The organism is Thiomicrorhabdus cannonii (genome assembly GCF_013391695.1).
GTDB lineage: Bacteria > Pseudomonadota > Gammaproteobacteria > Thiomicrospirales > Thiomicrospiraceae > Thiomicrorhabdus > Thiomicrorhabdus cannonii.
Genome location: NZ_JACBGH010000014.1, coordinates 17,574 through 44,373 on the forward strand (window position 1 = coordinate 17,574; position 26,800 = coordinate 44,373).

The window sequence follows — 26,800 nt, forward strand, 5'->3', positions numbered from 1 at the left end:
CTGTGGTTGAAAAGTGTTGTCGTCATTCTATCGAATTTGGCGTTGTTTGTGAGCGCCGATTACAGTTTCAGGCGCTTAAAAATGGTTTCGGGGATGTTGCGGATAATCAGCATAATCCAGCGCCAGAAAAACGGCGTGTACAGGGTGTGTTTGCCTTTTTCGACGGCGGTGACGATGCTTTGCGCAATCTGCTGCGGTTTGGCCCACAGCGGGCCCTTTTTAAAGGCGGCGGTCATGGGGGTGTCGACAAAGCCGGGTTTGATGTCCAAAACATTGACGCCATGCGCGAACAGGCGGTTACGCAAGCCTTGCAGGAAAATCGACACCATCCCTTTGGCCGCGCCGTACACATAGTTGGATTGGCGGCCACGATCGCCGGCCACACTGCTAATCACCGCCAGAGTGCCGCTGCCTTGGGTTTGCAGACGGTTGGCGCACAGCGTCAACAGACTGATGGTGCTCAGTGCGTTGGTGTTCAATTCTTTAAGGGTGAGTTCCACGCTCTGCTCGCAGGCGGCTTGATCGGGTAGGGTACCGTGTGCCATCAGTACCACGTCAATCTGCCCGAGCGTGGCAAAGGCCTGTTCGATCACGGTTTCATGGGTGGCAAAGTCATTGACGTCCAGTGTCTGGATCTTGACGTCAGCCGCGCCGCGGACGCGCGCATCGGCGGCGATGGTCTCCAGTTTTTCCACGTCGCGCGCCACGAGATAAAGCCGGGCGCCCTGTTGGGCGTAGAGGCGGATGGTCTGTTCTGCAATGGCCGACGTGGCGCCAATCACCAAAATGTTTTTCATTTAAAGTCCTATTAAAGTCCCAAGCGTAAAGATTGCAATGAGTGAAAACAGCGGTCCGCGCCGGTCTGGGCGCGGATTTCGGCAAACGCCTCCCAGTTGGGATAACTCTGCTTAAAGGTGGTTTCCGACATACGCGCGTCTTTGGTCAGATAGAGCCGGCCGCCGAAGTCGAGCACAATGCGGTCGAGTTCGTCCAAAAAGGCGAACAGCGTGGCGTCGATCTTAAAGTCCAGCGCCAGGGTATAGCCTTCCACCGGAAAACTTAGCAGATTGTCATTCGCCTTGCCGAAGGCTTTGAGTACCGCCAGAAACGAGCCGCGTTTGGAGGCGACAATGCGTTGCAGGATCGTTTGCATGCCTTCCAATCCGGCCGCCTTGGGAATCACGAACTGATACTGGGTAAAGCCGTTTTTGCCGTACAGGCGGTTCCAGTCATGCAAGCCGTCGAGCGGGTAGAAGTAGGGGTCGTAATGCACTTCACGCTGGGCGTGGCTGCGCGTCTGCTTGTGGTAGTAAAGCGTGTTGAACGCCTGCACCGAATAACGGTTGAGCAATTGGCTCGGCATATTGAACGGCACTTTGAGTTTGCCGCTGCGGTGCGCCTGCAAATCCCCTTGCGGCACGTGTTCGCCCAGCATCAGCAGTGAGCGGCCGAGTTTTTGACCACTGGATAAGCAGTCAATCCAGGCGACCGAATAGGTGGCCTGTTCAAATTCTTCAAAGCGTTCCAGGGTTTCAGCCAGATTTGCCGTCTTGTAACTGCTTTCGGCAATCAGGGCACTTTCGATCGGAATCAGCCTGAAAGTGGCGTTAAGGATAATGCCGGTCAAGCCCATGCCGCCGCAGGTGGCGTAAAACAGCGAGGCGTTTTCGCTGCGCGAGCAGGTGATGATGTCACCATTCGCCAGCGCCAGTTTCAACGCGCTGACATGGTCGCTGAAACAGCCGTGTAGGTGATGGTTTTTGCCATGCACGTCACTGGCGATGGCGCCGCCCACGGTCACGAACTTGGTGCCGGGAGTGACCGGCAGAAACCAGCCGCGCGGCACGAAGATTTCCAGCAGTTCTGAAAGCGTCACGCCGGCGGCGCAGCGGATGTCGCCGGTGTCCGTATTGAATTCGATCAGATGATTCAGATGCAGGGTCGAAAGCGTCTGTTCGGCCAGCGCGCTGTCGCCGTAGCTTCTGCCCATGCCGCGCGCAATCAGCGATTTTTCCCCCGGTGCGGCCAGCATTTCGGCGATGCGGCGTTGTGAATGGACGTTTAAGAGTTCCGTTTCGGTTTTGGGGTATTGTCCCCAGCCGCAAAGCGTACGTTGATTTATGCCTTGATTCATTGGACGGCCTTCTGTGTACGAATGGGTGTCACAAACACAAAGCGTTTATCGAGCTGGTATTTCACATAGTAGCCGATTGCCAGGCCGAGGATGCCGCCGAGATAACGCATCTCTTTGGTGCCGAACAGCGCATCGAAACCGAATTCCATGCCCCAGAAAATTGCGGTGGTGGCCACGCCCATCAGGGTGTACAGATAAAATGTGCGGCTGTCGTGCGCCAGCGATTGCGTCTGGTATTGGAAAATGTATTTTTTATCCAGCGCGTATTTGACGACCAATCCCACGGCCGTGCCGACCAGTATCGATAGCGTCACGCCGTAAGCCGCATCGTAGATACGCAGGCTGATCTCTTGACCGAGAATATTGGCGGCGGTGGCGATGGCCGCGAAAATCGTGTAAATTAGCGCAATCTTCATATAGAGCCGGGCGGTTTCGCTTGGTGCATAAAAACATGGATTCTAACACCGAAGCGCCTATGAACCCAACACTTCACACCTCTTCCGGCTCAACGCTGACCGGCCTGTTCAAATTAATGCGACCGCGCCAGTGGATTAAAAACGGTTTTGTACTGGCACCTTTGATGTTTGCCGGACTGTTTCTGGATACCACAGCCGTTTCACAAGCACTGTTGGCGCTGGTTTTATTCAGTGTGGCGTCATCCGCCACCTATATTGTCAATGACCTGCGCGATATCGAAGACGACCGTAAACATCCGATCAAATCCAAAAAGCGCCCGCTGGCGTCCGGACAGGTCAAGCCGGCGCAGGCCAAGGTGTTGCTGGTGGGCTTGTATGCCATTCTCGGGCTCGGAGTCTGGCTGCAACCGGCGGTGATGGGGGTGATTGCCGCCTACCTGCTGTTGAATGTGGCCTACTCGTATTGGCTGAAACACCAGCCGGTGCTGGATATTTTCACCATCGCCATCGGCTTTGTGCTGCGGGTATATGCCGGCGCCATGGCGATTGCGGTGCCGGTGTCGTCGTGGATGTTTGTGACCACCTTGAGTCTGGCGCTGTTTCTGGCGGCGATCAAGCGCCGTCAGGAACTGGTGCAAAGCGGCGAGGGCGCGCGCAAGGTGCTGAAAATGTATTCGGTGTCGATTGTCGATAAATTCGCCGAAATTTCCGCCACCGGCGCTTTGTTGTTCTACAGCTTTTTTGTGATGTCGGCGCGTCCCGAACTGGTAATCACCGTGCCGTTTGTGCTCTTTGGCCTGTTCCGTTACTGGTATATCGTCGAATTTGTCGGCGAGGGCGAATCGCCCACCGATGCACTGTTGAGCGATAAGCAGTTGCTGTTGACGGTGCTCGGCTGGATTGCCGCGTCGCTCGTTGCGCTGTGGCCGGCGGGAGGCATGTGATGGATTTGACCTATCTTTTGACGCCGTTTTTTGCCTGGCTGGTGGCCGGTGTGACCAAGTTTATGGTGAATTGCGCGCGTGAAAGGCGTTTGGCGTTCGATCTGATCGGTTACGGCGGCATGCCAAGTAATCACAGCGCGATTGTCAGCAGTGTGGCGGCGATTGTTGCGCTGCGCGAAGGGATCGAGCATCCGGCGTTTGTGGTGGCCTTGGGGTTGGCGTTTGTGGTGATGTTGGATGCCAACAGTCTGCGCCGTCAGGTGGGACGCCATGCCGAGCAGATCAACAAGCTCAATGTGCAGGTGGCGGTAGAAAGCGTGGTATTGCGCGAACGCATGGGGCATTCGCGCCTAGAAATTCTCGCCGGCATTTTGGTGGGCTGTTTAAGCGCTTGGATACTGAATAGTCTGGCGTTGACATGGTAAAGGATAATTTGTGATTGCCCGATTGTCTGAATTGACTCTTTTGCAAAAACGCCTATTGGGCGTTTTTGTTTTGTTGAAGCTGGCCTTGCTGTTCTGGCTGCCGCTGACCGGCGACGAAGCCTATTTCATTACCTGGGGGCAGTCGCTTGCGTTGGGGTATTACGACCATCCGCCGGCGGTCGGCTGGGTGCTGGGGCTGATGAGCCTGGTGGCCGACAATCTCTACTGGTACCGCAGTTTTGCGTTTGTTGCCTCGATTTTACTGGCCTATTGGCTTTACCAATTGCTGTTAATGCGCAGCTCCGCTGATGCGGACGACGCGGTTCGGCAAACGGCTTTGTGGGTCGCCTTGGCGTTTTTTGTCTCGCCGGTGTCATTGATGTTTGTTTTGACCGCCAACGACACCGTCTTGGTGTTCTTTGGGGTGTGGGGAGTATATCTTTTCGCCAAGGCGATGCAGACCGATAGCTGGCTGTGGACCGTGCTGGCCGGCGTGGTGCTGGGCATGGCGTTTTTGTCCAAGTATTTTGCCGCGTTTATGCTGCTGGGCCTTTTGGCCTTTGCGTTATGGCAGTGGCGGAATTGGCGCAAAATCGCGGTGATGGCCGCGATTATTTTGCTGTTTGTCGGTGAAAACCTCTATTTCAATCTGACGCACTGCTGGAACAATATTCTCTTTAATTTCGTGTCACGCACCCGCGACAGCCACCTGGATTTGATGCAGACAGCAAGTTTCATAGCAATGGTATTGGCGATGCTGTCGCCGTTGGGTGTCTATTACTGGTCACGTGCCCGTCAATCCCTGCGCGATGAGCGGATTTTGCAATTGGCATGGTTTGCGGCCTTGCCGTTGCTGGGGGTGTTGTTCATCGTCAGTCTGTCCAATCCGGTCGGACTGCATTGGCCGTTGCTGTCGGTGGTGCTGTTGCATCTGCTTTATGCCAAATTATCGTTGCCGCAACTGCACAGGCTCTATGCATTCAATGCGCTGGTGTCGGGGCTGATTGCGCTAGTCGTGCTGGCGGCGCTGCCGTTTGCCGGGCAGCTTGTGGATGAACGTGAACGTCCGTTGGTGCCGCTGTATACCGACACGGCCGAGGTGTGCCGACAACTGCCGCAGGGCACGCTGTTTACCCTCGATTACAGCAGCCAATCCACTCTGGCCTATCATTGCCAAAATGACGATATCCATGTGTTCAAAAGTTTGTCGAAATACGGCCGGGAAGACGACAAACTCGTGGATTTCAAGGCATTGGACGGGCAGACGCTGACGCTGCTGGTGATCCGCGAGCGTGAACTGCAAAGAATCAAACCCTATTTTGACGAGGTCGATATTGAACCTCTCAAACCGGTGCGGGGCGCGGTTTACTGGCGGGTGACCGGCAAAGGGTTCAATTATGCGCTGTATCGTGAAAAGGTGCTGCGTGAAATCTATGAAAATTTCTACCACCAGCCCGACTGGCTGCCGCCAGCTAAATGCGGTTTTAAAGAACGCTACGGTTTTTAGGCGTTTTTAAGCGTTCATTCAGACCCGGCCTGTTGAGTTTTTTCAGGCCGTTTTGGGGCTGGGCTTTACAGCGGTGTTTTATGCGGCTCGCCGGCGATTTCAACGACCAGCTTGGGCACCAGATAGCCCGGCAGTAAGCGCCGTAAATTTTCCACCAGGCTTTTCGCCGTTGCATTATCCACTTCAAAATGCGCCGCGCCCTGCACGCGGTCGAGCTGGTGCAGATAGTAGGGCAGTATGCCCTGCGTGAACAGTTGCTGGCTCAGATCCGCCAGTGTTTCGGCATTGTCATTGACCCCTTTGAGCAGCACGCTCTGATTGAGCAGGTGAAACCCGGCGGTGCGGTAGTGCTGCATGAGTTCGGCGGTTTTGGCGCTGAGTTCGTTAGGGTGGTTGCAATGCACCACCAACACCTTATTGAGGCGGCTGCATTTGGCCCACTCCAGAAACCGTCCTTGCGGCGCGTTGCTGGGGGCGACGATCGGCGTGCGGCTGTGAATGCGCAGTGTCTGGATATGTGGTATCGCCTCGATTTTTTTCACCAGATCCAGCAGGGCGTTTTCGCTCAAGGTAAAAGGGTCGCCGCCACTCAAAATGACTTCGTGCAGGGAGTCGTCTTCGCCAATCTGCTGCAAAGCCTGTTGCCAGTGGCGCTGGTTGATCTGTGTTTCATACGGGAAGTGACGACGGAAACAGTAGCGGCAGTGGATGTCGCAGCGCGGGCTGGCCATCAGCAATACGCGGCCGTGGTATTTGTGGATCAGACTTGGCAGCGGATTGGCCTGCAGATCGCCCACCGGATCGAGTTTGAAACCGGGATGAACAAACGTCTCGGCGCGTATCGGTAGAATCTGTTTGAGTAACGGGTCGTCGGGATTGCCGGGCTGGATTTGGTCGATAAAGTCGGCGTGGGCCTTGAACGGGAAAGGGCTTTCAGCCACGTCCAAGGCTTGCGGATCGAGTTCGAGATGTTCAAGCAGCCGGGCAAGAGCGGTTTTCACAGGCGGCGGTTTCCGTTAAAATGAGCCAGTTTAAGGCGTTATTTTAGCAAGATTTAGGAAACCCCATGGCAACTTACAGTACTAACGAATTTAAAAACGGCCTGAAGTTTTTATTGGACGGCCAGCCTTGTACGATTGTGGACAATACCATCGTGCAGCCCGGCAAAGGGCAGGCGTTTAACCGCGTGAAATACCGTAACCTGATGACCGGCCGCGTGTTGGAAAAAACCTTTAAATCGGGCGAAAAGGTCGAGGCGGCGGATGTCATCGATACCCAGTTGCAGTATCTTTACAACGACGGCGAGTTCTACCATTTTATGAATCCCGAAAGCTTCGACCAGTATCAGGTGGCCGCCGCCGCGATCGAGGATGTGAGCAAGTGGCTGGTGGAGCAGGATGAATGTACCGTGACGTTGTTCAACGGCGAGCCGATCTCGGTGACGCCGCCGAAAACCACGGTGCTGGAGGTCATCCAGACCGATCCGGGCTTGAAAGGCGATACCGTCGATTCCAGCGGCAAGCCGGCGACCTTGTCGACCGGTGCGGTGATTCAGGTGCCGTTGTTTGTCAAAACTGGCGATAAAGTGCTGGTGAACACCGAACGCGGCGAATATCTGTCGCGCGCCAAAGAATGAGCGAGCTGATTCAGAACCCATCCGACCCGGCCTGTTCAGTTTTTTCGCGCCTGCAAAAACGCGCGCAGTTGTTGCAAACGCTGCGGGCGTTTTTTTATGCCCGCGGGGTCATGGAGGTGGATACGCCGATTTTATCGGCGGGCACGGTGCCCGACGTGCACTTGCGCGCGCTCTCCACGCTGGTGCAGGTGCCGGGCGAGCGCGACCGGCAGCGCTTTTATCTGCATACCTCGCCCGAATACCCGATGAAGCGCCTGCTGAGTCTGGGCAGCGGCGATATTTTCTATCTGGGCAAGGTGTTTCGTGACGGCGATTTGAGCCGCCGCCATCAGGTGGAGTTCACCATGTTGGAGTGGTACCGCCTCGGGTTTTCGTTGTTCGAGCTGATGGACGAGGTCGCCGAAATCATCGGGCAGATATTGGGTGATGGCCGGCGGGTTGAAAAGCTTTCGTACCGCGAAGCCTTTGAACTACATGCCGGTATTGGCGATATTTTCAACGCCACGGCGGGCGAGTGCAAAGCGGTATTGGATGCACGCGGCATTGAAATCGTCGGTGTTGATGATGACGACAAACCTTTATGGGAACAGCTGGTATTGACCGAGGTGATTGAGCAACAGCTCGGACGCCACGCCATCACCCTGCTTTACCACTATCCGGCACGCGAAGCGGCACTGGCGCAGGTGCCGGCGGATAATCCGTTGGTGGCGGAGCGTTTTGAGGCCTATGTGGACGGGCTGGAACTGGCCAACGGCTACCGTGAGTTGGCCGACGCGGATGCCTATCGCGCGCGTTTTAACGAGGCCTTGGCGACGCGCCAAACCTTGGGGTTGGAGTCGGTGCCGCTGGACGAACATCTGTTGCAGACTCTGGCCGCCACGCCGCTGCCGGATTGCAGCGGCGTGGCGCTGGGGGTGGACCGTCTTCTGATGTTGCAGCAGGGCTATACCGACATCAAAGACGCCATGCCGTTTGGCTTATTGGAGGCTTAGGGCGCTTAGCCGAACAATGCGTCAATCTGCTGTTGTGCCTGTTCCAGGTTTTTGGCGTGAATCGCGTCGCCCATATTCATACCGGCAGCATTGATAAAACGTGTCTCGTGCAGACCGTTGAAACCTAAAATGGTTTTGAGGTAAGGCGTGGCGTGATTCATGGCGCTGGCCGGTTCCTGAGTGTAGTCGCCGCCCGAAGCCATCACCACAACGGTTTGCTTGATGCTCAACAACCCTTCAACGCCTTTTTCGCCGTAGCGGAAGGTTTCGCCGGCGCGGGTCACCAGGTCGATATAACTCTTCAAACACGCGGGAATGGCAAAGTTGTACATCGGTGTGCTGATCAGCAGCGCGTCCGCGCGTTTCAACTCCGCCACCAAGGCGTCCGACAAAGCCAGCTTCTGCTGCTGTTCGCCAGTGCGTTTGTCTTTGGGCGTGTACATCGCCTCAATAAAGCTTTCGTCAACGTAGGGCAGCGTCATGTCGGCCAAATCGTGATGGATGATTTCACCGTTATGATGGGTTTTAAGCCAGTGCTGTTGGAAGCGCTCGGCGAGCTGCTTGGAGATGGAGTGCGCAGGGCTTTGCGCGCTGGCGTCGATTCTGACGAGAACGGGGGCTGTCGTGGTTTGCATGTTTGTGTGTCCTTGCTGTTGGGTGGTGGTAATCCATTGTAAAGGGGATGACGCTCTGAACAAAATACGCTTTGATTAAAACAATGTTGCTTGGTTGAGAACAATTAATGAGGAATTGGCATTTCATAGGGGGCTTGACAGGGGGTGTATACTATCTGGGCACCTCGAATAACCCCCAATGAGATTCTGCGGAACTTAAAGGCCACTTATTCCAGGCGTGCGTCGCCGACCTTAGTCATTCTAAGGTCAAGGCGCACAACACCGAAGAAGTGGTCTTTAAGCCCCGCCCGAGGGGCTTAGCCAAATTTGTCAGCTCTGCGTTGTGAAGTTTTGCAAGGTCTAGACATTGCTTCAACTTTACGTCTTGATCTGACAAATTTGGCGTTGCCAGAATCCATCGTGGGTTATTCGAGGTGCCCATCTATAACTGTTACGTTTAATTTTGCCGATAAAGCCAAGGAGTGCTTGCAATGAACGATTTTACAAAACGCTCGACCATGGTGCTGTTCTCTGACCCGAAAGGTGCGAGTTCACACCGAGTGCGTTTGGTTGCCCAGGAAAAAGACATCCCGATGGAAATCATCTCGGTGGACGAAAGCAATCTGCCGGAAGACCTGCTGGAATTGAACCCTTACGGCACCTTGCCGACCCTGGTTGACCGTGAGCTGGTGCTGTACGATCCGCAAGTCATTATCGAATATCTGGACGAGCGTTTCCCGCATCCGCCGTTGATGTCGGTCGATCCGATCTCCAAGGCGCGTGCGCGTCAGATGCTGCGCCAGATTGAAAAAGAGTGGTATCCGCTGATCGACACCATCAGCAAAAGCGAAAATCAGGATGACGTCAAAAAGGCGCGTCGTGAATTGACCGAGCGCCTGATTCAGCTGATTCCGGCGTTTGACCATCAGCCGTTCTTTATGAGCGAGGATTATTCGCTGGTGGACATCAGTCTGGCGGTATTGATGTGGCGTCTGCCTGCTTTGGGCATCGATCTGCCGAAGTCCGCCAAACCGATCATCGACTATGCTGAAAAAGTGCTGGAAAGAGAGACTTTTGGCGCCAGCTTGTCGGACGACGAACTGGATATGCGGGACTAAGGCCATGATCTCCAATCGCCCCTACATTATCCGTGCGATGTACGAGTGGATGGTGGATAACGGCTGGACGCCGCATGTGCAGGTCGATGCGCTCTATCCGGGCATTCAGATTCCGCAGCAGTTTGTGCAGGAAGGCGTGATTGTCTTCAATATTGCACCGGCGGCGGTGGTCGGCTTGGATATGGACAATGACAGCTTCGCTTTCAAGGCGCGGTTTCAGGGGGTGGAGCAGGTGGTGCGTTTTCCGCCGGAAGCGGTCTTGGCGATTTTCGCACGCGAAAACGGCCAAGGCATGCCGTTCCCGCGCGAGCCCTATCCGACTGAAGACAAGCCAGCCAAAGCGGGCTTAAGTGCGGTTAAAGATGCGGAACCGGATAAGGCCGAAAAAGCCGAAGCGCCGGCCAAACCCGCTAAGAAAGGTGGTAAGAAACCGACGTTGTCCGTGGTGAAATGAACCTCACGCCTTAAACGGTTGGATGACCTGCATCCCTTCAAAAGCCCGCAAAATCGCGGGCTTTTGTTTTTCCAGAAACAGCAGTTTCAAGTTCGGCCCGGCATCCATGGTGAAATAGACTTCGATGCCCTGGCGGCGCAGCTCCCAGACTTTATGCATGGCGGCGACCGATTCCGGTTGCCAGTAAAGTATCGGCGGCCAGGTGGCGATCATGGTGGCGTGCATGGTCAGCGCGTTGTGTTCTGCGGTGGCGCCCAGTTGACTGAAATCCCGCGTCACAATCGCCTGATGAATCGTCTTCATATCCGCTTCGGCTTTTTGCGGCCAGGCCTGGTAGAGCGCGCAGGTTTCCACCGTTTGCTGCATGCCGGCGGTGGAGCTGACCGGCTTTTCGCCGATATCGACTTTTAATAATCCCACACAGAATTCCGGCCAATTTTCATCAATGGCTTCGGCATAGCTGTCCAGACCGTCTTGGCGTGTGCCGCAGTGCCACAGGGCAAAGCCGTCAAACAGCGAGCGGCTGGCGCTGCCGCTGCCGAAGCGCGCCAACAGCGACAGGCTCTTTTTATCCAATTGCCATTGATACAGGTCGTTGAGCGCCAGCACCAAGGCCGCATAACCCGAGGCGGACGATGCCAGACCCGCAGCGGTGGGCACGCTGTTCACGGTGTCGACCTGATAGGCATAACCTGGCGGGCGGAAGTAATCCAGAAAACGGCTCAGGCGCTGGGCAAAAGGCGCATCCGCTGTAAGAGTTTGCCCGTTGAGCTGAATTTGGTCTTCTGCTCCTTCAATCAATGCCAAGCTGGTTTGGGTTCCCAGCCCCGGCAGGCTGATGGAGAGGCTGCCGTTGACCGGCAGGTTCAGCGCCGCATCGCGTTTTCCCCAGTATTTGCTCAAGGCGATATTGACCGGCGCTTCGCCGAAGCCGCTGGCTTGAGAGGGGCTTAAGGCGTTGGGTGCTTGGCTAATGACCGCCTCCACAAACTGTTGCGGCGTCAAAGCGGCATCGGGGCGTTGCAAAAGCGAGGAAAGCGCGGCGTGCATGTAGGTATCCTTTTTAGCTAAGCGTTTCGGTGGCGGCGCCCCGCGGCGTTGGTTTGACGGAAAACGAAACATAATCGTTGAGGGCGGTTGGAAGGGTGACCGGCGTATTGCTTAGACCCAAAACACAATCGCCCAAGCCGGAACCAGAGATTTTGGCACTTCCCATGCCTTCAATAGCACGCAAACCGTAAACCAATTGGGAGAGTTTTGCATCGTTAACGCCCAGGGCATCCATTAATCCTTGGTAAACATTGCCAAGTCGGAAAAAAGCCTGCAAATTGCCTGCCTGCAACGCCGCAGTGGCGCTTTGCGTGGTGTCGCCCATCAGGTCGTAGAGGTTTTTCAACAGGCCGGGTTGCTGCTGCCAGTGGGTCGCGACCTGTTGCAACACCACGGCGGTCGGGGTTTTGTAGCCGCTGTAGAGCAGCGTCAGCTGCAGCGATTGGCTCAGTTTTTCTGGCAGCGTCTTCAGAACGGCGGCTTGGCCGTCAATCGCCGGTTGATAATAGAGGATGCCGCCGCAGAGGCTCGCGGCCAGGTCGGTACCCGAACCGCGCCCCTGAATCTTAAGGATGATTTGGTGACCCAGCGCAAACAGGGCGTCGCGATTCAGTTTAGTGTGGCAGATTGTGTTCAAGCCGTCGAGCATGGCGGCGAGTACGGCGGCGGAGCTGCCGAAGCCGATGGTGGAGGAGAACTCGCTGCGGATTTCAATCTGCAAGCCGTGAGGCAATGAGTCGGCAAACGCCTTGAGGGCTTCAATCACAAAACGCAGTTGCGGGTGGTCAACCTTTTCGGGCATTTCCCGCAGTTCTTGCAGACTGAAACTGTAATCGGCGAGTGCCGATTGGATGCAGATCAGAGCGTCATCGCTCGCCTGCCATTCGATTTCCATAAACTGGTCGATGGCGCACGCCAGCGCCGGATGGCCGCAAACCACGCTGTGTTCGCCCAGCAGCATAATATTGGCCGGCGCACGGCTAAACCATTTCACAGTGGACTCCTCGGCTGTCGGGTTGCATGGCAAAAAAACGGTAGCCGTATTGCTCGCAGAGCTGTTTTGGCGGCTGTGCGCTCAGGCAGAGCACGATTCCGGCGTTATCTCCGCTGATGCTGCCGGCACCGCAGATTTTGGCGGCCGCCTGGTATTGGCGGTTGAGCCGTTCGATAAAGCCGGACACCTTGGCCGGCACCACGCCGATTTGGCAGAGCAGTTGATGGTTGGCGTTAAGGGCCGTTTTCAATGCGGTTTCGTCTTGCGCCAACCAGGCCTGTTCAATCTGGGCGCTGACGGCGGCAAAGTTTTGCCAGAGTGCCGAGTCGTCGGCAAATTGTCTAACGGCCGAAACGCATTCACCGGTGCTGCTCTGTGGCGCGCCGGTGTCGATTAGCCAGGCCTGCAGATGCTTGAATTCGCTATGATCGAGCGGATGCGGTTTTTCGCCCAATTTAAATCTCAACAGGCCGGGGGTGAGCAAAGTAGCGGGATCGATACCGCTGGAGCGGCCGTGCTGGTAGTGCTCGATGTGTTGCGCCATTTCTAGCAGTTTGTCGGATTCGAGCGACAGCTGATGGGCATGAAACAACGCAGCTAAGGTGGCCACAATCACTGCGGCGGAGCTGCCTAGTCCGCGACCCATCGGGGTTTCAGAGTGAAGCTGCAAGTGCCACTGGCCGACGTTGAGCGCATAGTGGCGCTTAAAGACCGCCAGGGTTATCCAGATGAGTTGTTCCGGCGAGGTGAGCACCGCTTTGATGGAAAGATGGTTTTGCCGAAAGGCTTGAAAGCGTTGCTCGATGGCATCGACTTGCGCTTGCCAGGCGGCTTCATCACACTGAGCAGCGCATTGCAGATCAGGCAATTGCAGGTTAAATATCAGGCTGTCGGCCGGCGTGAAGGTTAGCGCGCAGCGGGTCGGCAGTTGAATGGCGAGGCTCAGCGCGGGGCAATGATAGAGCACGGCGTGTTCGCCGCTGAGAATCAGTTTGGCCGGCACCGTGCAATGGCTTTTCATGGTCGTTTCCGCAGCGCTCATGGGGGCGGAACCTTACTGCGCCTCGTAATAGCGTTTGTGGTCTTGAATGCCGGCGAGTCGGTAAGGCCCTTTGTTGTGGCGCTCGAAGGTGATGTTTTCGACATTGTCATCCACCTGATGGTAGAACGCCAGATACTGGGCATAAGTCAGCGGTTGACGGCTGTCGATCTGACGTTGGTGGCTGGCGCTCATCAGCACCTGCTGATAGCCGGGTTGGATCAGGCCGGTAAAGAACTCGGCCACGCAGCCTGAGCCGTAGCTGAAAAAGCTGACGCGACGGTTTTCGAGGTTCTCTTTGAGGTTGTCGAGCAAGGAGCAGAAACCGACGAACAGCGACGCGCTGTAACTGTTGCCGACGATGCGGTTGTAGATCTGGCTGGGCCAGGTCTGCGCGCGGAATTCATCTTCGGTCAGCTTGACGCCGGCCACTTTGGCCAAGGTGTGGTGCGCCTTTTCCGCCATTTTGGTAAAGGGGATGTGGTAGCAGAAGTGGTTGATGTCGCCAAAGGTGCGACCGGTCTCTTCGGTAAAGTGCTGCCATGCCTGTTTCAGGCTGTTCAGATAGACTTTGGTGGAATATTTGCCGTCCACCAGTGCAGTGGTGCGCTGGTTGGGACGCCAGAAATCCATCACGTCTTCGGTGTGGTAGCCGGAACCCGGTTCGATGGCGATAATGCGCGGGTTGGCGGTGACCAGCATGGCGACCGCGCCGCAGCCTTGGGTGGCTTCACCCGAGGTATCGACATCGTATTTGGCGATGTCTGCCGCGACCACCAGAATTTTTTCTTTGGGATTGGCGCGCACCATCGCCGTGGCCATTTGCAGCGCGGCCGCACCGGCATAACAGGCGTGTTTGAATTCGACGACGCGGCAGCGTGGAGAAAGTTTCAGCAGGCCGTGCAGAAAGGCGCCGGCCGATTTGGACTGGTCAACCCCGGATTCGGTGGCAAACAGCACTGCGCTGATCTGGTTTTTATCGATCTGCTGTAAAATCGGCGCAGCCGCTTTCGCCGCCAGGCTCACGACGTCCTCATCGGGGGGCGCAATCGACATCTTCTCCTGACCGATGCCGACAAAATATTTGTCGACATCGATGTGTTTCTCTTTGGCAAATACATCCAGACCCAGATAGTAGTCGGATGTGGAGAAGTGGATTAAGTCTATGCCTACATTCATATTACTGTGCAGATCGTTCAAATTCGGTTGTTAAGGTTTCTTGGGGCATCCGCTGATTTATGGATTCAGCAACAGCGTCTGATTCAGGTGCAGGTCATCCGCCTTGGCTTGCCCCAGCAGGAATTGCGCGGTGGCGAACTCCTGCCTGAATTGTTCTATTTTTTCGACCACGGCCGTCTCGGACGTCATGGCCGGTGCCAACAAAGGCGCGGCTACCCCGCATAATCGGCCGCCCATTATAACAGCTTTTACCATGTCGATGCCGTTTCGTATTCCGCCGCTGGCGATAAACTGCGCCTGCCCTTGATAGGGGCGCGCCAGACGCAGGCTCTCAAGGGTGGTGAGGCCCCAGTCCTGAAAGGTGAAGCCCAGGCTGTTGTCGGCGCGATGCGCTTCAATCCGGCTCCATGAAGTGCCGCCGCGTCCGGCCACGTCAAACCAGGTCACACCGGCCTGCAAGCCCAATTCGATATCGGCGGGTGACAGGCCGCTGCCGACCTCTTTCAAAATGACGGGAACATCAAGTTGCGCCACCAGTTTGACAATCTTATCCGCCAAGCCGCCGAAATGGGTATCACCCTCGGGTTGAATCAATTCTTGAAGCGGATTCAGGTGCAAATAGAGCGCATCGGCCTGCAGGGTTTCGACCGCGCGGCGCGCTTCATCGACACCAAAACCGTAATTGAGTTGCACCGCACCCAAATTCGCGATTAACGGCACATTCGGCGCATACTGGCGCAGCTGGAAACTTTGTTGCGCGGCCTCGTCCAGCATCATGGCGCGTTGCGAACCGACCGCCAGCGGCACGCCGCAAGCCTCCGCCGCCAAAGCCAGATTGCGGTTAATGCCGGCGAGATTATCCGCCGCGCCGCCGGTCATGGAGGCGACCATAAACGGGAAGGCGATGGGTTTGCCCAGAAAGGTCGTGCGGGTATCGAGCGCGGCGAAATCCAGCTCCGGCAAGGCGCGATGCAGCAGGCGGAGCTGGTCGAAATCGCTTTGGCGTTCGACGTCGGGGTCGTTGAGGACCGCCTCGATATGGTCTTGCTTGCGCTGGGTGATCTGGCTCATGGTTCAGCGCTGCGCTGCGCGCTCCAGTTTGATGTGCGCTTCCATCAGCTCGCCCGGATTGGTCTGGGCGGCCAGCAAGGAGAGTTCGCCGCACAAGGCGGTCGCCCCGGCAATACAGGCCAAGCGGCGGGCGTTGGCACCGGGCGCGGCATCAGTATCCGCGCAACCTAGCTGCTGTAGATTCTCCAATACAAAATCCAGTCCTTTGCCGTTGCCGACGGTGCCGACAATCAGATTGGGCAGGGTCGTGGAGAAATACAGATCGCCCTCGGCGGTCAGCTCGACGTGATTGATGGCCTGCGAGCCTTCGACGATATTGGCGGCATCCTGACCGGTCGCCAGATAAAAACCCAGCAGCATATTGGCCACATGCGCATTGGCGGAGCGCAATCCGCCGGAAACGATACTGCCGATCAGGTCTTTTTTGATGTGCAGGTCGACAATCGCCTCCGGCGTGGTTTTGAGGTAACGCTGGCAGAGTTTGCGAGGAATGGTGACTTCGCACACCACATATTTGCCGCGTCCCAAAATGCCGTTGACCGCCGAGACTTTTTTGTCGGTGCAGTAGTTGGCGGAGATGGAGACATACTCCAAATCGGCGTATTCGTTCAAAATCCACGGAATCAGCTTATCGGCGGCATTGGTGACCATATTGTGGCCGGAGGCATCACCCGTGGTGAACTCCAGACGCAGGTAGATGAGGTTGCCGACCACCTGGAAGTGGGTGTCAATCAAGGTCGCAAAACGGCTCGACTGCGAAACCACCTGCTGCATTTCCGCCTGACGGCTTTGCAGCTGTTGCAGGCGCTGTGCGGCGATGCCGGCATGCGCGGCCTGCAATAGAATCGAGCGCGTCATGCGTTCGTCGATCACGGTGACGCGGATGCCGCCGGATTTGGCAGTGACACGCGCGCCACGTGCCACCGAGGGCCACAACGGGGTTTCATAAGTCGCCATCGGCACCATCAAGTCATCCGTTTCAACCTCTCCAATAAGTTTGAAAGGGCCGACGGATTGCATCGGAATGCTGGCGTAATGCATTGGATTTGCTGTGTGATTTTTCATAGCGGCTATTATAAATGACCCATCGCTTCACGTCACAAATATGTGTTTGTATCCGTCCTGCGCTTGAATTTTGCGATTCAGCTGCTATAAAGCCTGTGGCTCGAGACGAGAATGACTATCTAAAGAACAAAGTACAAAGGAAAACAGATGACTATAGCGACAGCCCGCCATATTCTGGTGGAAACCGAAGCGCAGTGTAACGCATTGAAACAGCAGATTGAACAGGGCGCGGATTTTGCCGAAGTAGCCAAGGCCAATTCGCTTTGCCCCTCCAGCCGAAGCGGCGGCGACCTGGGGCAGTTTGGCCCGGGGATGATGGTGCCGGAGTTCGACAAGGTGGTGTTTTCCGCCGAAGTCGGTTCGGTGGAAGGGCCGGTCAAAACCCAGTTTGGCTACCATTTGCTACAGGTGACCAGCCGCAGCTAAACATCTTATTGCAAGCCTGTGGAGAGAACGTCAAACCCGTTGGTGCCGGCAAGGTGCCGGCGGGTTTTGTTTTTTTTGCAGGCACGCCTAAAGCGGATGGCGTAGTGGCCGTTAACGTTACTGCGTAGAATTGTTTAGCCGAATACGCCTATTTGTCCGTTTTTAGTGTGGTGATATGAGAATAGCAATGTGATTATTAATACCTTGTCGACCGATTTAAGGGCTTTAAGGCAGTTGACCGTTTCCAGTGCCGATGGCGAGCTGGCGATGCAGCGCATGTCCAGCGGCAGCCAGCTGAATCGCACGGCTGACAATGCGGCGGGACGCGCGATCAGCAGCGGTCTGTTATTGCAGATGAAAAGTTCCGAGCAGGCGGCACGCAACCTCAATGACGGCATTTCGCTGGTGCAGGTGGCGCAGGGCGCTATGGGCGAGGTGGATTCAATGTTCCAACGCATGCGGGAATTGAGTCTGCAGTCGCTTAACGGAACTTATACCGACGCCAATCGTGAGCAGATGGATCTGGAGTTCCAAGCGCTCTATCAACAAGTGCAGCACATTGCGGAAACGACCCGCTTCAACGGTCAGACGCTGCTGAATGTCAATGGCACGATCGCCCTGCAAGGCAGTTGGGAGTTAAGTGACGCTAATCGGCTTGAGGTCCGAACCATCGATCTGCTGGAGAGTGTCGGCGACATTACCTATACCGTTCCGGGAACGCCCGGTACCGACGATACCCTGCAGTTTGCCGCTCCGGGCGGATTTGATACCGGCCTGTTGGGATTGGGTCTGGCGGCGGACAAGTTCACCCTGAATTTGATGGGCGTGCAGAGTGTGACGGTGAAGAATCTCGGGCTTCTGCCATTAAGCGGGGCCGATGTTTACGCCTTAAACGGCGCCGACGCCAATCAGAAAATCGCCAACTTCATCAATACCGACAGCGCCTTGCAAAGCGCCGGATTCAGCGCGGTCTATCATGCAGGTGACGGCTCGCTCGAGGTGCTTTCAAGCAGCCGCGATATGGTGGCCGGCGATATCAGTTGGAGTGTCAATGTCGATGTGGGAGCGCCTTTGAGCTTCAGCTCTTCGGTGATTGCCGGCACGCCGCCAACCCCAGATACCGAGGTGACCATTCCGGGCGCGACCATCGGCGATATTAAAACCGTGACCTCGGCCACCGAATCGTTGCTGGCGCTTGATCTCTATATGGAACGGAGCACCGCCTATCGCAGTGAGCTGGGGGCGATGCAAAACCGCTTGAACTATTCGATGGATGTGCTGCTGACGGCGAATGACAATTTTGCGGCCACGCGCTCGCGCATTACGGATGCCGACTATGCGGTGGAAACGGCACGGCTGGCGCGCAGCAGGATTCTGACCGATTCGGGGCAGGCCATGCTGGCGCAGGCGCATGATTTATCGGAAAGGGTCATCGGCACGCTGCTGCGTTGAGGGAGAGGTTAGCGGCGTTTGAACCAGCGGATCAGCAGGAAAACGCCCAACGCCAGCCACGGGTAGACGACCCAGCGCAACACCTCATACATCAGCGTAAAGGTGCCCGACAAGCCTTCCAGACCTTCGACGGTCAAGCGGCCGTTTTCTGCCGTGGAAAGGGCCATGACGGCGGCGATTAACAGCATCACGCTTAAAAAAGCGCCCACTTGCCAGAAAAGTTTGCTCCATTGATCCATGCGCTTATCCGTACAATTTTTCTGAAAAAAACGTTCAAAAAACTCAACAGGCCGGGTAGCGGCGCTGTCTTGCTTGCTTAAGGAATCTCTGCTTAAGGAATCTCTGCTTAAGGAATCTCTGCTTAAGGAACCTATGATTAAATCAGAGGCTCCTTAAATCATGCCTTTTTTCTGGGCACCCAAGCCGAGCAGATAAAACCCGCCCACCACAATCACCGGCAGCCAGGCGTCGTGGATGTCACGCAGCAGGCCCACCAGCAGCGGGGTGATAAACGAGGTGATCAGCGCAAAGCCAAACGCGCAGAACACCACAAACAAGGTGATTTTAAGAAACATCTGCAAGGAGCCGATCTGGGTTTTCACCATTTTGGTGATGTTGTCGCCGTAAATCACCAGCAGGGTGGCGGCCATCGACAGCCCGATCTGGCTGAGGTAAGGTTTCATCCAGCCCGCCACCACGCTCAGCGCATCGGTTACGAATGTCAAATCCATATACCCTCCGCGTTATTGTGCCTCTGACTCGCCTTTTGGCGTGTAAGTGAAATGTTGCCCGCCAATCGCTGCTTCATACATCAAACCGCCTTTGACGATCACAAAGGTCGCCATGCCTTTGTAGTAGCTGCCTTTGTTGGCGGTGTGGTCCTGGGTCACGCCGGCCGTGGCGCTGGTGCCCTTGGTGGACACTTCCGCCGCGGCACCCGCGGTAATCACCACTGCCGACGCCTGTGCGCCGAATTCGAACGAGCCGCTGGTGAATTCATCGAAAGCACGCTTGTCTTCAAAGAAGATGATCTGGCTGTAAGCCTGACCGCCCAACTGCCAGCCGAAGCTGACCTGGTTCAGAGTGGTGTTGCCGACGTGTTTCAAGCCGCGGTAAACACGTCCTTCGCCATAGGCCGCGCCCAGCATAAAGCCGCCTTTGCCCACCGTCGGGAACAGCGCGAAGCCGTAGGCGTTGTCAAAGAAATCGCGGGTCTGGTCGGCTTTGTGGAAGCGTTGTACCGTGTCGTTGTACTGGTCCGCCTGTGCCGGCAGAATCCATAACCAAGCCAGCATCAAAAACAGGGCGCGTGTCAGTGCCTTCATAATCGTAACCTCATCTGTAGCGTTAGTGGGTGGTTTAAAACAGTGCTGTCCATTATAGTGATTTTTGCCAATCACTAAACCCTAAATTAGCGGGCGGTGCGCAGTTTAAGCAATGGAAGAAATTTTTTAGTATAGTGACAAGGTTCATAACCGGGAGGAGAGTTTCATGACGGTCATTTGGAGTATGTTGGGCATAGCGGTGCTGGTGGCCATTTATCTGATTGTGATTTACAACCAGCTGGTCAGCTTGCGTAACCGTTTTAAAAACAGTTTTGCGCAGATCGAGGTGCAGCTCAAGCGCCGTTACGATCTGATTCCCAATCTGATCGAGGTGGCCAAAAAAGCCATGGCGCACGAGCGCGAAACCTTGGAAGCGGTCGTGCATGCGCGCAATCAGGCGGCCGGTTTGCTCAAAGAAGCGGCGGCGCATCCGGGTGAGGTCGGCACCATGGCGCATCTGGCGCAGGCCGAAAGTCAGCTGGGGCAGGCGATGGCACACTTTAATGTGGTGATGGAGGCTTATCCCGATCTGAAAACCAACCAGACGATGATGCAGCTCAACGAAGAGCTGACCTCCACCGAAAACCGCGTGGCGTTTGCACGCCAGGCCTATAACGATGCGGTGATGCAGTACAACACCTACCGTCAGAGCTTCCCGCCGATTCTGGTGGCCGCGAGTTTCGGCCATCCGCAGGATGCCGAGTTGCTGGAGTTTGCGGATAGCGCCGAGATTCAGGCGGCGCCCAAGGTGCAGTTTTAATTGGATCGTTGCGCTGTATAGCCCGCCATGAATTTCTATCTTTCGCAGGATCGCGCCCGACAAACCACGCGCTGGCTGGTGGTGTTTTACCTGCTGGCCTTGCTGGTGCTGTGCGCCATCAGCAGTCTGGTATTGCTGGCGGTGGTGCGCGCCTTTCAAGGCTACGGCGCCGGCGTGGTCATGCCGGCGAATCTGTGGCTGCCGGTGCGTCCCGAAGATTGGCCGTGGCTGTTGGGAGTGTGTGTCTTTGTACTCGGCGGCGCCTTGATCCGCTCGCTGTTGAAAATGCGCGAACTTTCGCACGGCGGCCAAAGTGTGGCGCTGGCGTTGGGCGGGCGCAAAATCCAGCCGGATACACGCGATCTGCAGGAGCGCAAAATGCTCAATGTGGTCGAAGAGATGGCAATCGCCTCAGGCATGCCGGTGCCCGAGGTCTATGTGCTCGACAAGGAGGAGGGCATCAACGCCTTTGCCGCCGGCCTGACGCCGACCGATGCGGTCATCGGCGTGACGCGCGGCGCGGTGGACAAGCTCAACCGCGAGCAGCTGCAGGGCGTGGTCGGTCACGAATTCAGCCATATTCTGAATGGCGATATGCGCCTGAACCTGCGTCTGATTATGCTGATTAGCGGCATCGAGTTTGTCAGTGTGGTCGGGCGCATTTTCACGCAGTCCAACCGCCGTTCTTATTCGAGTCGCGGCAACCGCAAAGGCGGTGGCGGTTTGGTGCTGGCCGGACTGGTGTTGCGTCTGCTCGGCTGGTTCGGCCAGTTGCTGGGGCGCATGATCCAGGCGGCGGTGAGCCGGCAGCGCGAATATCTGGCGGACGCGTCGGCGGTGCAGTTTACCCGCAATCCGTCGGCGGTGGCCGATGCCCTGAAAGTGATCGGGCATGAAGTGGTCGAGGGGCGTCTGACCCGTACCGACACCCACGAGGTCAGCCATCTGTTTTTCGCCCAGGCGTTTCGCAGTTATTTCAATCTGCTGTTTGCCACCCATCCGCCGCTGGAAGAGCGCATCCGTCTGCTCGACCCGGCGTGGGACGGCGAATATCTGGCGCCGCAAAAAGCGGTTTTGGCCGAACCCAAAAGTGAACAGGCCGGGTTGGAACGCTTGCAGGGATTGGCCTTGGCGGGGGTGGCGCAGGTTGTTTTGAGCGAAACGCTGGAAGCCTCGGCGACGCAATCGGAGGCGCGCGATCCTTTGTCGGCGCTGGCCGCTGTAGTCGCCGCCTGGTGGTTGGCACAAACCGAAACGGCGATTCTGCAGCAGGCGGAATCGCTGCTGGCGGGCTATGCCTTTTCCGGATTGCAGACGGCTGTCGCCGAGCAGCGTCAGGCGCTGGAAGCCTTGTCGCCAGCGCAGCGCCTGCAGGTAATTGAAGTGGCGATGCCGGCGTTGAAGTCGCTTTCTGCGGCGCAATATCACGATTTTAGAGAGCTGTTGCAGCGCCTGATGGATCTGGACGGCCGGCGTGACCTGTATGAACAGGTGCTGGCGCAGCTGGTGCTGCGTTTTCTGGATGTGCATTTTGGCCTCGCCAAGCCGCACGGGGTGCGTTATCGCCGCTTGAGCAGCGTTACGCTGGAGGTGCAGCTGCTGCTCTCCATGTTGGCCGATTACGGGCATGAAACCTCGCAAAATGCCCTGGCACAGCGCGCTTATGAACGCGCCATGCAGGTGCTGGGCTTGCCGGGCAGACAGCCGATGGAGACGGCCGGCATGTCGGCGCAAACCTTTGAACAGGCCACCCACAAGCTGGCGCTGTGTTCGCCGGAGTTGAAGCAGCAGATTGTCCGCGCGCTGCTGGCCTGCGCCGAATACGACCACCAGCTTTTGGAGGTGGAGCGCGAATTGATTGTGGCGATTGCCGCCACTTTGGATGTGCCGATTCCGCGCGCCCTTTTGGAGTGGGTTTAACCCGGCCTGTTGAGTTTTTGCAGCGCCCTATAAATTTCGGGAATCCATATTTTGTGATGGACAAGTTGATGACGATTAAAACCACGAAGAACACGAAGAGCACGAAGTTTTTCTAAGTAATTGATCTGTCTTCTTAATGCCTCTTATTGATTTGAAGTGTTTTTCAAACGGCTTTAAAACGCAAAACCAATACCGAAAACTGATTAACGCCCAAAGTCTTCGTGCCCTTCGTGTACTCTGTGGTTCATTAAATTAATCATAAAATACGGTAACCCTAAATTTCAATTGCTAAAACAAGGGCTTGGGCCCATAATTCGCGCACCAAATTTTGAGGTGCGTGTATGACGTTGCAGGTGTCGTTGGATTTAACGCCGAATCTCATCGATGAGATGCTCGATGCGTTGGTGGAGCAGGGCTGGTACGAGTGGCCGCAGGCGGTGAGCCAGGAGCTGTGCGAGGCGCTGCTGGCCGAGGTGGAACAGTACGACGAAGAGGGCGAGTTGCAACGTGCCGGTATCGGGCGTGGCGATGCCCATCAGCTGAATAAAGAGGTGCGTCGCGATCAGATCAAATGGCTCGACGGTTCCACCGAAGCGCAGGTGTTGTATCTGAAGCAGATGGCGGAGTTGCAATATCAGCTCAACCGTGCGCTGTTTTTAGGGCTGTTCGAGTACGAATGCCATTTTGCGTTATATAAAAAGGGCGATTTCTACAAGAAACACCTCGACAGTTTCCGCGGCCGCGCCAACCGCATGGTGACCACGGTGCTCTATCTGAACCCCGGATGGCAGCCCGATTGGGGCGGGGAACTGGTGGTTTATAATGAAGAATCCACCGAGGTATTGGCGACGGTCACCCCGGAGTTGGGCAAACTGGTGGTATTTATGAGCGAACAGATTCCGCATGAGGTCTTGCCGACCCATCGGCCGCGTGTCAGTATCGCCGGCTGGTTCCGCTGCAATAACAGTATTGCCGGGATTGTCGATCCGTCCTTGTAAATTGCAATTGTGAGGCGTTCAAGGATGCGTCTCAACTATGCGTGCCCATCTCGATCAGCCCCATCACAATTTCGATGCCGATCAGCACGATGATGATCCACTCCAGAAACGAACTGTGTTTGTGGTTGTAGAGCTCCATCATCATGGTGATGTCCTCTTTCATGGTATTGAGCTTGAAGCTCATGATTTCAAATCTTTCCTGCAGTTCGAGCTGCTCCGCGAGGCGGATATAAAGCTGTTCGTAGGCTTCGTTGTCCCACAGGATATTGGGCTTGTCGAGCAACAGCAGATCCAGCAGTATGTCGTGGCGCAGCAGACTGATTTGCTGGGCGTAGTCGGCAAACTGCCGGCGTCGTTTCCATCCCAAGCCCGCGGTGGTCGTTTCCATCATGTGGCGGCCTTTGCTGAAATGGCGTTCCACCTGATGTTCGAATTTTTCCAACCCGACGCTTTGCGCAATTACCAGCGCCACGATCATCACCGGCCACAGGCTTAATTCGGGCAGTTCGATGCGGTCGTTGTTGACGTCGAAAGGCTGTGACATTTTAGGATTGATACGCAGCTGGTAGTCCTGATGCAGGTAGTGGGTTTCGAACTGTTCTGCCTGATAGAGACCGAGCTGCAATAAGGTCTGCACAATCTGTTCGCGCGACCAGTCCACAAAGGTGATCACGTCGAATTCGGTAAAAAACAGCAGGCGGCCGTCGTCGAGTTCGACATAGAAGCACGCTTCGATGCCTTTGTTGAGTTGCAGTCCGAGTTTGTTCATGACCTCATAGCGGTTCAAATCCGGCGGTAAGTAGACTGAAAGCAGGGTGTGTTTTGCTGTGGTCATGGCGCGTACTCCGTTGTGGACCGTCGTTGTTTCTTTTGTGATTATAATGAGTTAGCGTGCGATGTACAGACAAGTTCCGTGTTCGTAAGTAGTTATTAGTACAGAAGTTTCGAAGCGTTGGTTTGTCATTTACTTTTAATACGTTTCTGCTTTAATAGCAGGGTGTATTTTCATTTGGAGTATCAACGATGATCTCGATTAAATCCCGTTTTATCATGTTAATCGGCTTTATGCTCGGTGTGATTGTCTTTCTGATGGCGGCCGGCATCGGCATGATGAAAAGCAATAATCAGTCGTTTGAAGCGCTCTACGCCGACCGTATTGTGCCGCTGCGGGATTTGAAGACTATCGCCGATTTGTATGCCGTCAATATCGTGGATACCAGCCACAAGCTGCGCAACGGCCAGCTGACATTCGAGCAGGCCAAGAACAATATCGAACAGGCCGAGGCGCAGATCAAACAGAAGTGGAGCGGCTATATGGCCACCACCTTGACGCCCGAAGAGGCCAAACTGGCAAACCAGGCGCAGAAGCTGATGGTGCAGGCCGACAATTCGTTGAAGGAGTTGTTCGGCGCAGTGGCCGCTCAGGATATGGATCGCGTCACGCAGTATACGTTGGGCGACCTCTACACGTTTATTGATCCGGTTTCCGATGCCGTCAGCGCCTTGGTGAATCTGCAGCTGGATGTGGCCGCCGAGATGAAGGCCGAACAGGAGCGTGAATACGAAACAGTGTTCACGCTGAGTGTCGTCATCGGCATTCTGATTGTGTTGGCGGCGGCGCTGCTTTCGTGGAAGATTCTGCGAGCGGTGCTGGAACCCATGAACGAGTTGGTGGCGGTTTCGCAACAGGTGGTTCAGGAGGGTGATTTCTCGCGCCGCATCACCATCCACCGTCAGGATGAGATCGGTCAGGCTTCGGCGGCGTTCAACCGTCTGATCGAACAGGTCAGTGATGCGTTGGTTGAAGCCAATGCGACGGTCGATGCGATAGCCAAGGGCAATTTCGGTTTGCGTATGCAGGGGCAGTATGTGGGCGAGCTGCAACGCCTGAAAGATGGCGTCAATGCGTCTGCCGACAGCGTGGCCTTTACCATGAACGAGCTGGGTAAAATCATGCAGGCACTGGAAGACGGCCGTCTGGATGCCAAGATGGACGGGCGCGTGGCCGAAGGGTTCCGTCATCAGGTCGAGCGTGCGCTGGGCAGCGCCAATACCATCATCGAGCAGATCAACGGCGTGATGCAGGCGATGGCTCAGGGCGATTTCTCGCAGCGGGTTGCCGCACAGGCTGCCGGCAGTTTCGATCAGCTTAAACAGAATGTGAACCAGTCGCTGGACGCGCTGGAAGCGGCCATGCAGGCGATTCAGACGGTGATGGAGGCGTTGCGCAACGGTGATCTGACGCGGCAGATGGATGGTACCTATCCGGGCGTTTTGCGTACCATTCAGGAAAGTTTGAACGGTTCGATCGGCAATCTGGAACGTATTGTCACGCAGGCGCTGGAGGCGAGCAATATTGTTTCGGGTGCGTCGGAAGAAGTCTCCAAAGGCGCTTTGGATCTGAGCCAACGCGTGCAGCAGCAGGCGGCGGCGATTGAGGAGACTTCGGCGACGATGGAAGAGATGAATTCCGCGGTGCAGAACAATACCGATTCGGCGACCGAGGCCGCCAAGCTGTCGCAACAGGTGCAGCGTAAAACCGAGCATGGCGCAACGGTGATGGACAAGACGATTGAGGCGATGCATGCGATTGAAAGTTCCAGCCAGCGCATCAACGAAATTGTCAGCCTGATTGACAGTATCGCCTTCCAAACCAACTTGCTGGCACTGAACGCGGCCGTGGAAGCGGCGCGTGCCGGTGAGCACGGTCGCGGCTTCGCGGTGGTGGCCGGTGAGGTGCGCGGTCTGGCGCAAAAGGCCGCCGATGCCGCGAAGGACATCAAAGATTTGATTACTGAAAGCAGCCAGCGTGTGCAGGAAGGTTCGCAGCTTGCCGGCGAATCGGGCCAAATGCTGGGTGAAATCAAAACGGCGATTACCCAGGTCAGCGACATGATTGAACAGATTGCCCGCGCTTCGGCCGAGCAGGCGAATGGCGTGGGTCAGGTGCATAACGCCATCAACGACATTGACAGTGCCACCCAGCAGAACGCGGCTTTGGTGGAACAGACCTCGGCGGCATCGGAAAGCATGGCCGAACAGGCGCAGGGCTTGGCGCGTGAAATGGCGTTTTTCAAAACCAAGGCAAGCTCTGGCGTGCGTGCGTTGCCCTTCAGGGGGTAAGCCCGTTCGCAGGGTTCTGAAACCGGCTTACTGAAGTGACCCCCAAATGTTGGACACCAACTTTGGGGGTTTTTCATGTCCAAATACAGTCGCAATACAAAAGTCACCATAGCAAAGCGCTATCTTCAGGGCGAAAATTCTACCGCTCTCTCAACACT

28 protein-coding genes are annotated in these 26,800 nt (G+C 55.9%); 13 read left to right on the forward strand and 15 right to left on the reverse strand.

What is annotated here, in order from left to right:
- Positions 1–59: 59 nt before the first annotated feature.
- From HZ297_RS11155 to HZ297_RS11165, 3 genes are read right to left on the reverse strand one after another with little or no spacing between them, the layout of a single operon-like run.
- Positions 60–797, reverse strand: a complete 738-nt coding sequence (locus tag HZ297_RS11155) for an SDR family oxidoreductase (RefSeq protein WP_178863763.1) — start codon at positions 795–797, stop codon at positions 60–62.
- A gap of 11 nt (positions 798–808) precedes the next feature.
- Positions 809–2,134: an FAD-binding oxidoreductase gene (locus HZ297_RS11160; protein ID WP_178863764.1), complete on the reverse strand. Its 1,326-nt coding sequence runs from the start codon at positions 2,132–2,134 to the stop codon at positions 809–811.
- Positions 2,131–2,550 (reverse strand): GtrA family protein, encoded by a 420-nt coding sequence (locus HZ297_RS11165; RefSeq protein ID WP_178863765.1) that lies wholly within the window; start codon positions 2,548–2,550, stop codon positions 2,131–2,133. Before HZ297_RS11165 ends, HZ297_RS11160 begins: the two co-directional genes overlap by 4 nt.
- A gap of 59 nt (positions 2,551–2,609) precedes the next feature.
- Here HZ297_RS11165 and HZ297_RS11170 point away from each other — a divergent pair, with 59 nt between their 5' ends.
- The 3 genes from HZ297_RS11170 to HZ297_RS11180 are packed head-to-tail and all read left to right on the forward strand — an operon-like array spanning position 2,610 to position 5,426.
- Positions 2,610–3,494 carry a decaprenyl-phosphate phosphoribosyltransferase gene (locus HZ297_RS11170; protein WP_178863767.1) on the forward strand — a complete coding sequence of 295 codons (885 nt, stop codon included), beginning with the start codon at positions 2,610–2,612 and terminating at the stop codon, positions 3,492–3,494.
- Positions 3,494–3,919 (forward strand): divergent PAP2 family protein, encoded by a 426-nt coding sequence (locus HZ297_RS11175; RefSeq protein WP_178863770.1) that lies wholly within the window; start codon positions 3,494–3,496, stop codon positions 3,917–3,919. The genes HZ297_RS11170 and HZ297_RS11175 overlap by 1 nt, the downstream gene beginning before the upstream one ends.
- 10 nt (positions 3,920–3,929) lie before the next feature.
- The gene (locus HZ297_RS11180; protein WP_178863771.1) at positions 3,930–5,426 is read left to right on the forward strand and encodes a glycosyltransferase family 39 protein; all 1,497 of its coding nucleotides are present in this window, start codon (positions 3,930–3,932) and stop codon (positions 5,424–5,426) included.
- A gap of 65 nt (positions 5,427–5,491) precedes the next feature.
- Here the strand turns inward: HZ297_RS11180 and epmB are convergent, their stop codons facing one another.
- Positions 5,492–6,427, reverse strand: a complete 936-nt coding sequence (epmB, locus tag HZ297_RS11185; protein WP_178863773.1) for an EF-P beta-lysylation protein EpmB — start codon at positions 6,425–6,427, stop codon at positions 5,492–5,494.
- 65 nt (positions 6,428–6,492) lie between these two features.
- On the opposite strand from epmB, the gene efp reads away from it, so the two are divergent.
- Together efp and epmA are read left to right on the forward strand one after the other, a co-directional pair.
- Positions 6,493–7,062: an elongation factor P gene (gene efp, locus HZ297_RS11190; protein WP_178863775.1), complete on the forward strand. Its 570-nt coding sequence runs from the start codon at positions 6,493–6,495 to the stop codon at positions 7,060–7,062.
- Positions 7,059–8,054 (forward strand): EF-P lysine aminoacylase EpmA, encoded by a 996-nt coding sequence (epmA, locus tag HZ297_RS11195; RefSeq protein WP_178863777.1) that lies wholly within the window; start codon positions 7,059–7,061, stop codon positions 8,052–8,054. Before efp ends, epmA begins: the two co-directional genes overlap by 4 nt.
- Before the next feature lie 5 nt (positions 8,055–8,059).
- Here epmA and HZ297_RS11200 read toward each other — a convergent pair whose 3' ends face one another.
- A complete protein-coding gene (locus HZ297_RS11200) occupies positions 8,060–8,689 on the reverse strand; it encodes an FMN-dependent NADH-azoreductase (protein WP_178863779.1) in 630 nt (209 codons plus the stop codon).
- Positions 8,690–9,159: 470 nt separating this feature from the next.
- Here HZ297_RS11200 and HZ297_RS11205 point away from each other — a divergent pair, with 470 nt between their 5' ends.
- Positions 9,160–9,786: a glutathione S-transferase N-terminal domain-containing protein gene (locus HZ297_RS11205; RefSeq protein ID WP_178863782.1), complete on the forward strand. Its 627-nt coding sequence runs from the start codon at positions 9,160–9,162 to the stop codon at positions 9,784–9,786.
- A 4-nt stretch (positions 9,787–9,790) separates the two neighbouring features.
- The gene (locus HZ297_RS11210; protein ID WP_178863784.1) at positions 9,791–10,240 is read left to right on the forward strand and encodes a ClpXP protease specificity-enhancing factor; all 450 of its coding nucleotides are present in this window, start codon (positions 9,791–9,793) and stop codon (positions 10,238–10,240) included.
- 3 nt (positions 10,241–10,243) lie between these two features.
- Here the strand turns inward: HZ297_RS11210 and mvaD are convergent, their stop codons facing one another.
- Genes mvaD through HZ297_RS11240 form a run of 6 tightly spaced genes read right to left on the reverse strand, consistent with a single transcriptional unit; the run spans position 10,244 to position 16,638 of the window.
- Positions 10,244–11,290, reverse strand: coding sequence for a diphosphomevalonate decarboxylase (mvaD, locus tag HZ297_RS11215; protein WP_178863786.1), 1,047 nt, complete (start codon positions 11,288–11,290; stop codon positions 10,244–10,246).
- Positions 11,291–11,303: 13 nt separating this feature from the next.
- Positions 11,304–12,284, reverse strand: coding sequence for a GHMP family kinase ATP-binding protein (locus HZ297_RS11220; RefSeq protein WP_178863787.1), 981 nt, complete (start codon positions 12,282–12,284; stop codon positions 11,304–11,306).
- Entirely contained in the window at positions 12,271–13,326 is a 1,056-nt protein-coding gene (locus HZ297_RS11225) for a mevalonate kinase family protein (RefSeq protein WP_178863788.1), read from the reverse strand. The genes HZ297_RS11220 and HZ297_RS11225 overlap by 14 nt, the downstream gene beginning before the upstream one ends.
- 12 nt (positions 13,327–13,338) lie before the next feature.
- The gene (locus HZ297_RS11230; RefSeq protein WP_178863790.1) at positions 13,339–14,502 is read right to left on the reverse strand and encodes a hydroxymethylglutaryl-CoA synthase; all 1,164 of its coding nucleotides are present in this window, start codon (positions 14,500–14,502) and stop codon (positions 13,339–13,341) included.
- 57 nt (positions 14,503–14,559) lie between these two features.
- Positions 14,560–15,573 carry a type 2 isopentenyl-diphosphate Delta-isomerase gene (gene fni, locus HZ297_RS11235; protein ID WP_178863792.1) on the reverse strand — a complete coding sequence of 338 codons (1,014 nt, stop codon included), beginning with the start codon at positions 15,571–15,573 and terminating at the stop codon, positions 14,560–14,562.
- Positions 15,574–15,576: 3 nt separating this feature from the next.
- The gene (locus HZ297_RS11240; RefSeq protein ID WP_178863794.1) at positions 15,577–16,638 is read right to left on the reverse strand and encodes a hydroxymethylglutaryl-coenzyme A reductase family protein; all 1,062 of its coding nucleotides are present in this window, start codon (positions 16,636–16,638) and stop codon (positions 15,577–15,579) included.
- Between the two features lie 147 nt (positions 16,639–16,785).
- Between HZ297_RS11240 and HZ297_RS11245 the strand changes: the two genes are divergently transcribed.
- Positions 16,786–17,064, forward strand: a complete 279-nt coding sequence (locus HZ297_RS11245; protein ID WP_178863796.1) for a peptidylprolyl isomerase — start codon at positions 16,786–16,788, stop codon at positions 17,062–17,064.
- Positions 17,065–17,253: 189 nt separating this feature from the next.
- Positions 17,254–18,516, forward strand: coding sequence for a flagellin N-terminal helical domain-containing protein (locus tag HZ297_RS11250; RefSeq protein WP_178863798.1), 1,263 nt, complete (start codon positions 17,254–17,256; stop codon positions 18,514–18,516).
- A gap of 8 nt (positions 18,517–18,524) precedes the next feature.
- Here the strand turns inward: HZ297_RS11250 and HZ297_RS11255 are convergent, their stop codons facing one another.
- The 3 genes from HZ297_RS11255 to HZ297_RS11265 form a co-directional block, all read right to left on the reverse strand.
- Positions 18,525–18,755: a hypothetical protein gene (locus HZ297_RS11255; protein ID WP_178863800.1), complete on the reverse strand. Its 231-nt coding sequence runs from the start codon at positions 18,753–18,755 to the stop codon at positions 18,525–18,527.
- Positions 18,756–18,908: 153 nt separating this feature from the next.
- Positions 18,909–19,247, reverse strand: coding sequence for a DUF3392 family protein (locus HZ297_RS11260; RefSeq protein ID WP_178863801.1), 339 nt, complete (start codon positions 19,245–19,247; stop codon positions 18,909–18,911).
- Positions 19,248–19,259: 12 nt separating this feature from the next.
- Positions 19,260–19,841, reverse strand: coding sequence for a lipid-binding SYLF domain-containing protein (locus HZ297_RS11265; RefSeq protein WP_178863803.1), 582 nt, complete (start codon positions 19,839–19,841; stop codon positions 19,260–19,262).
- Positions 19,842–20,007: 166 nt separating this feature from the next.
- Between HZ297_RS11265 and HZ297_RS11270 the strand changes: the two genes are divergently transcribed.
- From HZ297_RS11270 to HZ297_RS11280, 3 genes are all read left to right on the forward strand, one after another.
- On the forward strand, positions 20,008–20,601 hold the full coding sequence (locus HZ297_RS11270; protein WP_178863805.1) for a LemA family protein: 594 nt from the start codon (positions 20,008–20,010) through the stop codon (positions 20,599–20,601).
- Between the two features lie 27 nt (positions 20,602–20,628).
- A complete protein-coding gene (locus HZ297_RS11275; RefSeq protein WP_178863807.1) occupies positions 20,629–22,521 on the forward strand; it encodes a M48 family metallopeptidase in 1,893 nt (630 codons plus the stop codon).
- Between the two features lie 341 nt (positions 22,522–22,862).
- Positions 22,863–23,519, forward strand: a complete 657-nt coding sequence (locus tag HZ297_RS11280) for a 2OG-Fe(II) oxygenase (RefSeq protein WP_178863809.1) — start codon at positions 22,863–22,865, stop codon at positions 23,517–23,519.
- A gap of 31 nt (positions 23,520–23,550) precedes the next feature.
- Here the strand turns inward: HZ297_RS11280 and HZ297_RS11285 are convergent, their stop codons facing one another.
- Complete coding sequence (locus HZ297_RS11285) at positions 23,551–24,354, reverse strand: RMD1 family protein (RefSeq protein WP_178863810.1); 804 nt, start codon at positions 24,352–24,354, stop codon at positions 23,551–23,553.
- 188 nt (positions 24,355–24,542) lie between these two features.
- Between HZ297_RS11285 and HZ297_RS11290 the strand changes: the two genes are divergently transcribed.
- Positions 24,543–26,642: a HAMP domain-containing methyl-accepting chemotaxis protein gene (locus HZ297_RS11290; protein WP_178863812.1), complete on the forward strand. Its 2,100-nt coding sequence runs from the start codon at positions 24,543–24,545 to the stop codon at positions 26,640–26,642.
- The last annotated feature ends 158 nt before the right edge of the window (positions 26,643–26,800 follow it).

What these genes read in the sequence shown, in the direction of transcription:
- HZ297_RS11155 (WP_178863763.1), bottom strand. Translation starts at nt 797, where the DNA reads ATGAAAAACATTTTGGTGATTGGCGCCACGTCGGCCATTGCAGAACAG.
- HZ297_RS11160 (WP_178863764.1), bottom strand. Translation starts at nt 2,134, where the DNA reads ATGAATCAAGGCATAAATCAACGTACGCTTTGCGGCTGGGGACAATAC.
- HZ297_RS11165 (WP_178863765.1), bottom strand. Translation starts at nt 2,550, where the DNA reads ATGAAGATTGCGCTAATTTACACGATTTTCGCGGCCATCGCCACCGCC.
- HZ297_RS11170 (WP_178863767.1), top strand. Translation starts at nt 2,610, where the DNA reads ATGAACCCAACACTTCACACCTCTTCCGGCTCAACGCTGACCGGCCTG.
- HZ297_RS11175 (WP_178863770.1), top strand. Translation starts at nt 3,494, where the DNA reads ATGGATTTGACCTATCTTTTGACGCCGTTTTTTGCCTGGCTGGTGGCC.
- efp (WP_178863775.1), top strand. Translation starts at nt 6,493, where the DNA reads ATGGCAACTTACAGTACTAACGAATTTAAAAACGGCCTGAAGTTTTTA.
- epmA (WP_178863777.1), top strand. Translation starts at nt 7,059, where the DNA reads ATGAGCGAGCTGATTCAGAACCCATCCGACCCGGCCTGTTCAGTTTTT.
- HZ297_RS11200 (WP_178863779.1), bottom strand. Translation starts at nt 8,689, where the DNA reads ATGCAAACCACGACAGCCCCCGTTCTCGTCAGAATCGACGCCAGCGCG.
- HZ297_RS11205 (WP_178863782.1), top strand. Translation starts at nt 9,160, where the DNA reads ATGAACGATTTTACAAAACGCTCGACCATGGTGCTGTTCTCTGACCCG.
- HZ297_RS11210 (WP_178863784.1), top strand. Translation starts at nt 9,791, where the DNA reads ATGATCTCCAATCGCCCCTACATTATCCGTGCGATGTACGAGTGGATG.
- mvaD (WP_178863786.1), bottom strand. Translation starts at nt 11,290, where the DNA reads ATGCACGCCGCGCTTTCCTCGCTTTTGCAACGCCCCGATGCCGCTTTG.
- HZ297_RS11225 (WP_178863788.1), bottom strand. Translation starts at nt 13,326, where the DNA reads ATGAGCGCTGCGGAAACGACCATGAAAAGCCATTGCACGGTGCCGGCC.
- HZ297_RS11230 (WP_178863790.1), bottom strand. Translation starts at nt 14,502, where the DNA reads ATGAATGTAGGCATAGACTTAATCCACTTCTCCACATCCGACTACTAT.
- fni (WP_178863792.1), bottom strand. Translation starts at nt 15,573, where the DNA reads ATGAGCCAGATCACCCAGCGCAAGCAAGACCATATCGAGGCGGTCCTC.
- HZ297_RS11240 (WP_178863794.1), bottom strand. Translation starts at nt 16,638, where the DNA reads ATGAAAAATCACACAGCAAATCCAATGCATTACGCCAGCATTCCGATG.
- HZ297_RS11245 (WP_178863796.1), top strand. Translation starts at nt 16,786, where the DNA reads ATGACTATAGCGACAGCCCGCCATATTCTGGTGGAAACCGAAGCGCAG.
- HZ297_RS11255 (WP_178863800.1), bottom strand. Translation starts at nt 18,755, where the DNA reads ATGGATCAATGGAGCAAACTTTTCTGGCAAGTGGGCGCTTTTTTAAGC.
- HZ297_RS11260 (WP_178863801.1), bottom strand. Translation starts at nt 19,247, where the DNA reads ATGGATTTGACATTCGTAACCGATGCGCTGAGCGTGGTGGCGGGCTGG.
- HZ297_RS11265 (WP_178863803.1), bottom strand. Translation starts at nt 19,841, where the DNA reads ATGAAGGCACTGACACGCGCCCTGTTTTTGATGCTGGCTTGGTTATGG.
- HZ297_RS11270 (WP_178863805.1), top strand. Translation starts at nt 20,008, where the DNA reads ATGACGGTCATTTGGAGTATGTTGGGCATAGCGGTGCTGGTGGCCATT.
- HZ297_RS11275 (WP_178863807.1), top strand. Translation starts at nt 20,629, where the DNA reads ATGAATTTCTATCTTTCGCAGGATCGCGCCCGACAAACCACGCGCTGG.
- HZ297_RS11280 (WP_178863809.1), top strand. Translation starts at nt 22,863, where the DNA reads ATGACGTTGCAGGTGTCGTTGGATTTAACGCCGAATCTCATCGATGAG.
- HZ297_RS11285 (WP_178863810.1), bottom strand. Translation starts at nt 24,354, where the DNA reads ATGACCACAGCAAAACACACCCTGCTTTCAGTCTACTTACCGCCGGAT.
- HZ297_RS11290 (WP_178863812.1), top strand. Translation starts at nt 24,543, where the DNA reads ATGATCTCGATTAAATCCCGTTTTATCATGTTAATCGGCTTTATGCTC.